The sequence below is a fragment of the Sphingomonas oligophenolica genome, from assembly GCF_039522915.1.
Classification (GTDB): domain Bacteria; phylum Pseudomonadota; class Alphaproteobacteria; order Sphingomonadales; family Sphingomonadaceae; genus Sphingomonas; species Sphingomonas oligophenolica.
Map to the genome: position 1 here is coordinate 137,589 of NZ_BAAAEH010000008.1, position 10,660 is coordinate 148,248.

8 protein-coding genes are annotated in these 10,660 nt (G+C 66.2%); 4 read left to right on the forward strand and 4 right to left on the reverse strand.

The genetic code is table 11. The annotated features are described in order from the left end of the window. Nucleotides 1-52: 52 nt before the first annotated feature. The 3 genes from ABD050_RS06220 to ABD050_RS06230 are packed head-to-tail and all read left to right on the forward strand — an operon-like array spanning nucleotide 53 to nucleotide 5,015. The gene (locus ABD050_RS06220; RefSeq protein ID WP_343888369.1) at nucleotides 53-1,456 is read left to right on the forward strand and encodes a glycoside hydrolase family 47 protein; all 1,404 of its coding nucleotides are present in this window, start codon (nucleotides 53-55) and stop codon (nucleotides 1,454-1,456) included. Then, entirely contained in the window at nucleotides 1,453-3,789 is a 2,337-nt protein-coding gene (locus ABD050_RS06225; protein ID WP_343888370.1) for a GH92 family glycosyl hydrolase, read from the forward strand. The genes ABD050_RS06220 and ABD050_RS06225 overlap by 4 nt, the downstream gene beginning before the upstream one ends. Further along, a complete protein-coding gene (locus ABD050_RS06230) occupies nucleotides 3,786-5,015 on the forward strand; it encodes a nucleotidyltransferase domain-containing protein (RefSeq protein ID WP_343888372.1) in 1,230 nt (409 codons plus the stop codon). The genes ABD050_RS06225 and ABD050_RS06230 overlap by 4 nt, the downstream gene beginning before the upstream one ends. Here the strand turns inward: ABD050_RS06230 and ABD050_RS06235 are convergent. Continuing rightward, nucleotides 4,984-6,717: an ABC transporter ATP-binding protein gene (locus ABD050_RS06235; protein ID WP_343888373.1), complete on the reverse strand. Its 1,734-nt coding sequence runs from the start codon at nucleotides 6,715-6,717 to the stop codon at nucleotides 4,984-4,986. The genes ABD050_RS06230 and ABD050_RS06235 overlap by 32 nt on opposite strands. Nucleotides 6,718-6,844: 127 nt before the next feature. On the opposite strand from ABD050_RS06235, the gene ABD050_RS06240 reads away from it, so the two are divergent. Then, complete coding sequence (locus tag ABD050_RS06240) at nucleotides 6,845-7,696, forward strand: HpcH/HpaI aldolase/citrate lyase family protein (RefSeq protein WP_343888374.1); 852 nt, start codon at nucleotides 6,845-6,847, stop codon at nucleotides 7,694-7,696. Here the strand turns inward: ABD050_RS06240 and ABD050_RS06245 are convergent. The 3 genes from ABD050_RS06245 to ABD050_RS06255 all read right to left on the reverse strand — a co-directional run bounded on the left by ABD050_RS06245 (nucleotide 7,680) and on the right by ABD050_RS06255 (nucleotide 10,323). Then, a complete protein-coding gene (locus tag ABD050_RS06245) occupies nucleotides 7,680-8,990 on the reverse strand; it encodes an Nramp family divalent metal transporter (protein WP_343888375.1) in 1,311 nt (436 codons plus the stop codon). The two genes, ABD050_RS06240 and ABD050_RS06245, sit on opposite strands and share 17 nt — an antisense overlap. 116 nt (nucleotides 8,991-9,106) lie before the next feature. Next, nucleotides 9,107-9,976: an S-methyl-5'-thioadenosine phosphorylase gene (locus ABD050_RS06250; protein ID WP_343888376.1), complete on the reverse strand. Its 870-nt coding sequence runs from the start codon at nucleotides 9,974-9,976 to the stop codon at nucleotides 9,107-9,109. Further along, on the reverse strand, nucleotides 9,973-10,323 hold the full coding sequence (locus ABD050_RS06255; protein ID WP_343888377.1) for a hypothetical protein: 351 nt from the start codon (nucleotides 10,321-10,323) through the stop codon (nucleotides 9,973-9,975). The genes ABD050_RS06250 and ABD050_RS06255 overlap by 4 nt, the downstream gene beginning before the upstream one ends. Nucleotides 10,324-10,660: the final 337 nt, after the last annotated feature.

Sequence of the window (10,660 nt, forward strand, 5' to 3'; positions counted from 1 at the left end):
GGCGCGCGCCGGGCTAAGGAGAAATGTCTTTCGGATCGTGACGGGAAAATCGATGCGTCCCATGCCCACCCGCCGCACCCTGCTTCGTGCGACCGGCGGCTTGCTGGCGGCAACCGCGGCGCGACTCTCCGCCGGGCGCAGCGAGGCCGACTGGAAGGCGCTCGGCGAGGACGTGAAGGCCGAGATGGCCTGGGCGTGGCGCCATTATCGCGAACGCGCCTGGGGCCGCGACGAGATCAAGCCGATCAGCGGCGGTTTTTCGAGCTTTCCGCTGAAGACCGAACATCTCGGCCTCAGCCTGATCGAGGCGATGGACACGCTCTGGGTGATGGGCCTCGACGCCGAATTCGCTGATGCGCTGGGATGGGTGAAGGCCAATCTCGACTTCGACCGTGACGGCGAGGTGTCCGTATTCGAAACCTCGATCCGGCTGCTCGGCGGGCTGCTCTCGGCGCATCACGCCTGTGGTGATCCAGTGCTGCTCGCCAAGGCGCGCGATATCGCCGACCGGCTGATTCCCGCCTTCGCCACGCCGACCGGCTTGCCCTGGCGCTATATCAACCTGCGGACCGGGGCTGTCCGGGATCCGGCGACCAACCCGGCCGAGATCGGCACCTATCTGCCCGAATGGGGAACACTCAGTCGGCTGACCGGCGACCGGCGCTATCTCGACACCGCGAAGAAGGCGATGGTCGCCTTGTTCGTGCGGCGATCGAAGATCGATCTGCTCGCCGACGGAATCGACGCAGTGACGGGCAAGTGGCTTACCCGCCGCGCCACGGTCGGGCCGCCGTCGGACAGCTATTATGAGTATCTGTGGGATGGCTGGCAGCTGCTCGGCGACCGCGACTGCAAGCATATGTATGAGGTCTGCACCAAGGCGATCCTCAGCCATCAGCTAGACTTTTCCGAGCGGCTCTGGGTGGTCGATGTCGATTTCGAGACCGGCGCGCGCCTCTCGACCGAACAGGATGAGCTTGCTTCCTTCTATGGCGGGCTGCTCGCTCAGGGCGGCGCGGCGCGCGAGGGCAGGGCCTATACCGAAAGCTGGGCATGGCTTCAGGACAGGTTCGCTGTGCTGCCGGAAGGCTATGACTTCGCGTCGGGCGCGGTCACCTACAAGAGCAACAGCCTGCGCCCCGAACTCGCCGATGCAGCGTTCAACCATTGGCTGCTCGACCGCGACCCGCGCTGGCGCGAGATTGCACGGACGCATTATCTCGCGATGAAGGCAGCCAACCGCGCGTCCTATGGCTATGCCGATCTCGCCGATGTCACCACCACCCCCAAGCTCCAGCGCGACCATTGCCCTGGCTATTGGTGGTCCGAGCAGATGAAATATTATTATTTGCTCTTCGCCGACGCGCCCCGCTTCGATTACAGGCATAATTATCTTTCGACCGAGGGAAATGTTCTGCTCGGCTTCAAGCCCAACCGGAGAGCCAGGGTCGTATGAATCGTTTCCTGATCTGCTCGGCACTGGCGCTGGGTCTCGCCGCCGTGGCGACTGCCGGCGCGGCCCAACAGGCGGAGACACCCTATGACGCGGTCGATCCGACGATCGGCACTGGCGGCGAGGGCCATACTTTCCCAGGCGCAACTGCCCCGTTCGGGATGATCCAGCTCAGCCCCGACACCGATATCAAGCCGTTCAAGCAAAGCTATAAATGGGCGGCGGGCTATCGCTATGAAGACCCGACGATCCTCGGCTTCTCGCACACCCATTTTTCGGGCGCCGGGCATAGCGATCTCGGTGACATTCTCGTCACGCCGGCGGTCGGCGACGACGTTCCGCTCGATCCGGGCGATCCCGCGAAACCCGGGTCCGGTTATCGCTCGCGCTTCAGTCACGCGACCGAGATCGCAACGCCGGGCTATTATGCCGTCACGCTGAGCGACCCCGGCGTCCGGGCCGAGATGACCGCCGGCACGCGGGTCGGCGTGCATCGCTACGGTTTCCCGACCGGCACGCCGGCGCATCTGATCGTCGATCTGCGGTCCAGCATCTACAATTATCCCGGCAAGATCCTGTGGTCGACGATCCGGGTGACGCCGGACGGCACGATCACCGGCATGCGCGAAACGCGGGGCTGGGCACCGGCGCGCAAGCTCTGGTTCGCGATGCGCTTCTCGGCGCCACTCGCCGGCCACGCCTTTGTCAACCGCGAGGAGGATGTCCCGTACAAGGGGTTCCAGGGCCCCGGGCGCGGCGATGATGGGGTTGCGATGCTCGCCGGGCGGGCGCTGGTCGCGCGGCTCGATTTCGGGGCGCTGGTAAGGCCGCTCGAGGTGCGGGTGGCGATTTCGGGCGTCGACGAGGCAGGGGCGATCGGCAATCTCGCCAGCGAGCCGGGCGATTTCGATGCGATCCGCGCGCAGTCCCATGCTGCATGGGACAAGGCGCTCGGCGCGGTGCGGATCGATTCGGCGCCGGCGATGCGCAAGACGCTTTACACTGCGCTCTATCACAGCCTGCTCGCCCCGAGCGTCTATGGCGATGCCGACGGCCGCTATCGCGGGCCCGACGACGCGGTCCACAAGGCGGAGGGTTTCACCTTCCACTCGACCTTCTCGCTCTGGGATACGTTCCGGGCCGAGCATCCGCTGCTGACGCTGATCCAGCCCGAGCAGCGCAACGCCGACTTCGTCAATTCGCTGATCGCGAGCCGGCAGCACAGCCCGTTCGGCATCCTGCCCGTGTGGCAGTTCAACGGCCGCGAGACCTGGTGCATGATCGGCTATCACGCGGTGCCGATCATCGCCGATGCCTATCTCAAGGGGATCAGGGGCTTCGACGCCAACGCAGCGCTCGATGCGATGGTCGCGAGTGCCGATTACGAGCCCTATGGCGGCCTTGGCGATTACAAGAAGCTCGGCTTCGTGCCGATCGACCGCGAGCCCGAGGCGGCATCGAAGACAGTCGAATATGCCTATGACGACTGGACGATCGCGCGGATGGCGCGGGCGATGGGGCGCCTCGATATCGCGACACGCTTCGAGAAGCGGGCGCTCAACTGGCGGAACAGCTTCGACCCGGCCTCTGGCTTTGTCCGGGCCCGCAAGGTGGACGGCAGCTTCCGCACGCCGTTCGATCCGACCGCGATCAACTATGGCAGCGACTATACCGAGGGCAATGCCTGGCAATATTCCTGGTTCATGCCGCAGGACGAGGGTGGGCTGATCCGCGCGCTCGGCGGCGACGCCGCGACGGTGAAGAAGCTCGATGCGATGTTCGATTTCGACAATTCGAAGCTCGATTACGGCCATGCCGAGGATATCGCCGGGCTGATCGGCCAATATATCCATGGCAACGAGCCGAGCCACCATGTCGCCTATCTCTACACCTATGCCGGCGCGCCGTGGCGTACCCAGGAGCGGCTCAAGCAGATCGTCGACAGCCAGTACAAGCCGACACCCGAGGGCCTGTCGGGCAATGACGACCTCGGGCAGATGTCGGCCTGGCTGATCTTCACGTCGCTGGGCTTCTATCCGGTCGCGCCGGGATCGGGCGAATATGTGATCGGGCGGCCATTCGTCGATCGGGCAGTGCTGAACCTGCCGAGCGGCAAGAGCTTCACCATCCGGGCCGAGGGGCTGTCCGAGACGAACCGCTATGTCGGCCAGGTCTTTCTAGACGGACAGCCGCTGACCCGCGGGTTCATCCGGCATGCCGACATCGAAGCAGGCGGTGAGCTTCGCTTCGTGATGCAGGCAAGCCCCAACAAGAGCTGGGCGACGGCAGAAGCGGCGCGGCCTTTTTCGATGACCGGCTATTCGGCGCACCGATGAACAAGCGTGCGCTCGTGCCCGAAATTCAGCTGGTCGCGGCATGTTGCCGCTGGCCGCCCTCGGCGGCGCGCGACGAAGCGGTGCGCGAGGCAGCGGCCGCGATTACCGATTGGGGCCGTTTCCTGCGCGTCGTGCGTCGCCATCGTGTCACCGGATTCGTACGCGCGTCGCTGTCGGCGGCCGGGGTCAGCCTTGCCATTCCGGTCGCCTTCCGGCTCGGCCGCCGCGCTGACCAGCTGGTCGCCAAGAACGCAGCGCTGGCCGCTGAAAGCGCCCGCTTCCAGCGGATGTTCGATGAAGCCGGCATGCCGGCGATGATCCTGAAAGGTGCCGCGCTGGCGCGGCTGGCCTACGGAACCGCTGCGATCAAGGAAGCGCAGGATATCGATGCGCTGGTCCTGCCCGAACATGCCGAGACAGCGATCGCGATGCTCGAAGCGCGGGGCTATCTGCTGGTATCGCCGGTGCCTGAGATCGAGATCGGTCCTGCCCAGCGCCGCGCCCTGATCCAGTATCGCAACGAGGTGTCGATGCGGCATCCGGTGGAGGGCTATTATGTCGACCTTCACTGGGCGCTGACTGACGGACCAACCTTCCTGCCCGGGGTCGATGCGGCCACGCCCGGCCAGCTTGTCGATATCGGCGCCGACACGCCGGTCCGAACGCTCGGCCGGGACGATCTCTTCGTCTATCTCGCGGTTCACGGCGCGTTGCACAGCTGGGGCCGGATCAAATGGCTGGCGGACTTCCAGGCGCTGATCGCGCGTGAGTCACCGCAGGAGATCGAGCGGCTCTATCGCCATGCCCAGCACGCCGGTGCCGGGCGCTGCGCCGGCCAGGCGCTGCTGCTGAGCAAGCGGCTGCTCGGGCTCGATCTGCCGCCGGCGCTGGCACAGGAGCTCGAGGGCAGCCCACTGATGAACCGGCTGGCCGCGGGGGCGCTGGAGCTGATGATCGGCCCCGATCCCGAGACCGAGATTCCCGACCGGCGCTTCGGCACCACGCTCTATACGCTCGCGCAGCTGCGACTGTCGCCCGACTGGCGTTATCGCGGCGCGTTGCTGGGCAATTCGATGTTCCTGATCGACGATGTGCTGCGCTATCCGCTGCCGCCGTCGTTGCGGTTCCTCTATCCGGTGCTCCGGCTGCCGCTCTGGGCCGGGCGGCGGATCAGCCTGCTCGGAAAGAGCTCGGCTAGCCGGAAAGTTGCCCCGACTCGATCGTGATCACCCGGTCGCACCGGATGAGGCTTTCGGCACGGTGAGAGATCATGACGATGGTCGGCCGCGGATCGAGTGCCGCGAGCCGCTCGAGCAGGGCTTTCTCGCCGGCCGCGTCGATGGCGTTCGCTGCCTCGTCGAGCACCAGCAGGCGCGGATCGCGGAGCAGCGCCCGGGCAATGGCGAGCCGCTGGCGTTCGCCGCCCGACAGCGCGGTGCCGCGTTCCCCGACCAGCGAATCGAGCTTGGCGGGCAGGCGGGCAACGATCTCGTCGGCGCCGGCCAGGCGCAGAGCCTCCCAGATCGCGGGCTCAGCCACCGAGGCGGATCCCCAGGTCAGATTCCGCCTGATGGTGTCGTTGAACAGGAAGCCTTCCTGGGGGACATAGGCAAGGCTTTCCCGCCAGCCGGCCTGCCGCGCCGCGTCAAGCGGTTCGCCGCCGATCAGCAACCGGCCGACCTGTGGCTCCTGCAGCGTGGTGAGCAGCTCGACAAGGGTCGTCTTGCCGGCGCCTGACGGGCCGGTGATGCCGATGAATTCGCCGGGCTCGATCCTGAGGCTCGTCGGGCGCAGGCCGCCGCCGCCGGGATGGAGAAAAGATGCCCCCTGCAGCTCGATCGCGCCGGGCGGCGGCGGGACGGGTACAGGCATCGGCGCGGCGGAGCTGCTCAGCTCGGTCTCCAGGTTCCGGATCGCCTCGAAAGCGGGCAGGCCGAAAAAGAAATTCTGGACTGATTGCTGGATCATCAGCGCGGGTCCGCTCATCCGCCCGAAGATCAGGACGAGCGTGATCAGGGTCGCGGGCGAAACAGTGGCGGCATAGCCGGTCAGCACCACGGCCGCGCCCATCAGCGACGACCCGATCGCGAACAGCCTTTTGGCGCGCGCCTGGCGCTCCATGAACTCGATCTGGCGCCCGCGTACGCTGCGCTGGATGGTGGCGAACTCCTCGACGAAGCCCCCTTGTGCATTCTGCGCCGTCGCTGCCTTGAGCCCGCCGAGAAAGCCGGTCGCACTGCCCATCATCTTGTGGTTGGCGTCGACCATGCGCGTGCCGATGTCGCGGATCCTGCCCTGGGCGAGCATGATCGCGCCGCCGCCCACCACCAGGATGGCGATGATCGTCAGCGCCAGGCCGGGCGCCAGCACGATGGCGAGCGCGCCCTGCACCACCAGCATCATCAGCGAGACACTGCCCTGGATCATGAATTGCGCGCTGGCGCCGATCCGGTTGACCTCGACGCTGATCAGGCTGGTGATGCGGGCATGGCTGAGGGCGGCGATGCGCACCCAGGGCGCGCCGGCGAGCGTGCGCATGATCTTGTTGCGCTCATGTTCGGCGAAATCGCCTTGCAACAGGGCCAGCCGCATGTCGCGCGCGTAGAGCACGAACGCCCGGAGGAGCGCGGCGCAGACAAAGGCGGCCAGCAGGACGGCGAGCTGGCCCATCGGCGAGTGAACGCCGATCGAATCGAGGAGAGCCTTTGTGTGGAGATGCCCGCCATCGCGGCTGACGACGACATCGATGATCGGGAGCAGCAGCAGCAGGCCAGCACCATCGACGATCGCCGCAAAGGCGACGAGAGCGATCGATGTCCAGAGCCGCCTGCCGGAGAAACGCGCGAAATTGCCCATGAAGGCGCCGGCCGAGCCCCACAGCGCGATCATCGAGGAGACGATTGAGGATGGGCGAGACGAGATGTTCATCGCCGCCCCTTTCCCATGCCCATGCGTCGCCGTCGAGCAGGTCATTCATGGGCCGGCGACCGATCCTGCTTGCGCGATGGGCGGCAACATCCTGTAAGCGGCCAATCGCTTGCAGGGAGCCCGCCCGATGATCGTCCGTCCGCGCCGCAGCGCGCTGTTCATGCCCGCCTCGAATGCACGCGCGATCGAGAAGGCGCGACGTCTCGACTGCGACGTGGTGATCCTCGACCTGGAGGATTCGATCGCACCCGATCTCAAGGAAGCGGCGCGGGCCCAGGCAGTCGTCGCCGCGGCTGAGGGTGGCTTCGGGCGGCGCGAGCTGCTTGTCCGGATCAACGCGCTCGACACGCCCTGGGGCAGGGATGATTGCCATGCCGTCGCCGATGCCGGCTTCGACGCCGTCGTGTTGCCCAAGGTCTCGCACCCGGCGAACCTCGCGGCAGCGCGGGCCCTGCTCGGGGCGCTGCCCTTGTGGGCGATGATCGAAACCTGCGCGGGCATGCTCGATCTCTCCGCAATCGTCGGCTCGGCTCGGGCCAATGGCCTCGAATGCCTGCTCGCCGGCACCAACGATCTCGCCAAGGAAATGCGAAGTACGCCGGGCCCCGACCGTGCGCCGCTGCTCGGCCATCTCGCCATGATCGTCACTGCTGCCCGCGCGGCCGGGCTGACCGCGCTCGACGGCGTCTGCAATGTCATCGAGGATGGCGAGGTGCTTGCGGCCGAATGCGCGCAAGGTGCGAGGTTCGGGTTTGACGGCAAGTCGCTGATCCACCCCGCCCAGGTCGCTGCCGCCAACCGCGCTTATGGGCCGACCGCCGAGATGGTCGCCTGGGCCGACCGGATCATCGCTGCCTTCGCGCTGCCGGAGAATGCGGGCAAGGGCGTGATCCGGGTCGACGGCGCGATGGTCGAGCTGCTCCATCTCGAGCAGGCGCAGCGCATTGCCGCGCTGGCCGGCGCTATCGCAGGAAGCTGAAGAGCAGGGTCAGGTTCAGCCCGATTACTGCCGCCGCGATCGTCCAGGCGACCATTTTGAGCCAGAGCGGGTTGGCCAGTGCGCCCATCTGACCCTTGTCGCTCGTGAAGCTGACGAGCGGGACCACCGCGAAGGGGAGCTGGAGACTCAGTACGACCTGGCTGAGCACGAGCAGCTTCGTCGCGCCCGAATCGCCCATCAGCGCGACGACGATGACGGCGGGGACGATTGCCGCGAGGCGAGTCACCATCCGCCGCAGCCAGATCGGCAGCTTGAGATCGAGAAAGCCTTCGGCGACGATCTGCCCGGCCAGCGTGCCGGTGACGGTCGAATTCTGGCCCGAAGCGAGCAGCGCCACGGCGAACAGCACGCTCGCGGCACTCGCGCCGAGCATCGGCGAGAGCAGGCGATAGGCGTCCCCAATCTCGGCGACGTCGGTGCGACCCGCAACGTGGAAGGTGGCCGCCGCGAGGATCAGGATCGAGGCGTTGATGAACAGGGCAAGCGTCAGCGCCACGGTGCTGTCGATCGTCGCGTGCCGGACCGCGTCGCGCTTGCCGGCTGCGTCCTGGCCGAAGCGGCGGGTCTGGACGATCGAGCTGTGGAGATAGAGATTGTGCGGCATCACCGTCGCGCCGAGGATGCCGATCGCGATATAGAGCATTGCCGGGTTGGTGACGATCTGCGCCGAGGGCAGCATGCCGCCAGCGATCGCGGCAATGCTCGGCCGGGCGATCGCCAGCTCATAGGCGAAGCAGCCCGCGATCACGATCAGCAGCGTGACGATGAACGCCTCGAGCTTGCGGAAGCCGAAGCGCTGCAGCCCGAGGATCAGCAGCACATCGAAGGCGGTCAGGCAGACGCCGGCGACGAGCGGCAGGCCGAACAGCAATTGCAGCGCGATCGCGGTGCCGAGCACTTCAGCCAGATCGCAGGCGATGATCGCCAGCTCGCACAGGATCCAGAGGCTGAAATTGACGACCGGCCCGTAATTGGCGCGGCATGCCTGGGCGAGATCGCGCCCGGTGGCGATGCCGAGCCGGGCCGAGAGCGACTGCAGCACCATCGCCATGACATTCGACAACAGGATGACCGAGAGCAACCTGTAGCCGAACGCCGATCCGCCGGCGAGGTCAGTCGCCCAGTTGCCCGGGTCCATATAACCGACCGCGACCATATAGCCCGGGCCGGCAAAGGCGCCGATCTTGCGCCAGAAGCGGCCGTCGCCGAGCGGCACCGCGACGGTGCGATAGCTTTCGGACAGCGAGGGGCGATGCGGTTCGGAATCGCTCATGCCATCGGCGACAGTGCTGGCGGGTGGCGGTGGCATTGCTTGACCCTCTCGCATGCGCGACGAGCCGTCAATCGATCGGGCGGCATTTGGTTTCAGGCTTCACCGCGCGGCGATGCCTAGCGCAGCACCCGCCCCGCGACTGCGTCGAGCTTTGCGAGCATCGCTGGATCACGCGCCTCCGGGGCGGTGATCAGCGCGTGATCGAGCACGGTATCAAGCGGGGAGGGGGTGCGTTCAGCCGGCAGCGCGGCGATGAACGCTGCCACCGTCTTGCGCGCGATCGCGCCGTTCGCGCCCATCTGCGCGATCACGTCGCTGACCTCGACGAAAGCCGCTTCTTCGCGCCAGCAATCATAATCGGTGACCATGCCGATCAGCGCGTATGGCAGCTCGGCCTCGCGGGCGAGCTTGGCCTCGGGCATCGCCGTCATACCGATCACATCGGCGCCCCATTGGCGATAGAGCAGGCTCTCCGCCCGGCTCGAGAATTGCGGCCCCTCCATTGCGAGATAGGTCGCGCCCTTGGCGATCTTGCCGCCGACCGCCGTCACTGCCTCTGCCGCAAAGGCGGACAGGCGGGGGCAGACCGGATCGGCCATCGAGACATGAGCGACCATGCCGGGGCCGAAGAAGCTGGACGCCCGTGCGACCGTCCGGTCGATGAACTGGTCGACTACCACAAAATGCCCCGGCGGCAATTCCTCGCGCAACGATCCGATCGAGGAGATGGCGAGAATATCGGTGCAGCCGCACCGCTTCAGCGCGTCGATATTGGCGCGGAAGTTGAGATCCGAGGGTGGGATCCGGTGGCCGCGGCCGTGGCGCGGGAGGAAAACGAGATCGACATCGCCGATCGAGCCGAACAAAAGCTCGTCCGACGGATCGCCCCAGGGGGTGCTGACATTGCCCCAGTCGATGTTATCGAGCCCATCGATCGCGTAGAGGCCCGAGCCGCCGATGATGCCGATCTTCCACTTGCCGCTCATATAGTGCTCCCGGTTGCTTCCAGACGGTCAAGCCACGCCTGTGCCTGTTTCGGCTCGCCGACGGCATGGGCTTTCACCGGGCCGCGCGAGGCAAGGAACTCGCGGTGGAGATCGAACGGCGCCATCGACAGCTGCTCGCGCATGCCATCGATCTCGTCGCCCAGCTCAGTGATCTCCAGAATCATCGGCGCTGCCTCGGCGATCGCACGGCGATGCTGATCGTGGCCGAACAATCCCGGACGGCCGCCAGCCGTCCGCCGCAGGGCGGCGACCAGCATGGTGCGATAGTCAGCCTCGAGCTCCAGACGGTGCTCATCGAGGCGGGCGAGGCGATCAGCTTTGGCCATGAGCGTCCCGTAGATCGGATCGGCAACGCGTCAACCTCGACGCGACACCGATCCTCCCTGTTATTCGCGAATAACAGGGAGCTTTTCTATTTTTCCAGCCGGCAATCGAGAAATATCGTTTTATTACAGATAGATACACAAATGACGCCGCCCCATAACAGGGAGGCCGCTCGGGCGTAACAGGGAGACCAGTCGCCATAACAGGGAGAGCCTTTTACGTTGCTCGGCCAGGGAGTCGGAGCGGCGCCAGCCTGGATTTCGCCGGGCGCTTGTAGCGCGACGATCTGGATGAGAGTCTAGCGACGATCAGGATGAGAGTCCGACGATCGCGACGATG

Excerpts from the sequence above, each read along its gene's own strand:
- ABD050_RS06235 (WP_343888373.1), bottom strand. The coding sequence starts at position 6,717 with ATGAACATCTCGTCTCGCCCATCCTCAATCGTCTCCTCGATGATCGCG.
- ABD050_RS06250 (WP_343888376.1), bottom strand. The coding sequence starts at position 9,976 with ATGAGCGGCAAGTGGAAGATCGGCATCATCGGCGGCTCGGGCCTCTAC.
- ABD050_RS06245 (WP_343888375.1), bottom strand. The coding sequence starts at position 8,990 with ATGAGCGATTCCGAACCGCATCGCCCCTCGCTGTCCGAAAGCTATCGC.
- ABD050_RS06220 (WP_343888369.1), top strand. The coding sequence starts at position 53 with ATGCGTCCCATGCCCACCCGCCGCACCCTGCTTCGTGCGACCGGCGGC.
- ABD050_RS06240 (WP_343888374.1), top strand. The coding sequence starts at position 6,845 with ATGATCGTCCGTCCGCGCCGCAGCGCGCTGTTCATGCCCGCCTCGAAT.
- ABD050_RS06230 (WP_343888372.1), top strand. The coding sequence starts at position 3,786 with ATGAACAAGCGTGCGCTCGTGCCCGAAATTCAGCTGGTCGCGGCATGT.
- ABD050_RS06255 (WP_343888377.1), bottom strand. The coding sequence starts at position 10,323 with ATGGCCAAAGCTGATCGCCTCGCCCGCCTCGATGAGCACCGTCTGGAG.
- ABD050_RS06225 (WP_343888370.1), top strand. The coding sequence starts at position 1,453 with ATGAATCGTTTCCTGATCTGCTCGGCACTGGCGCTGGGTCTCGCCGCC.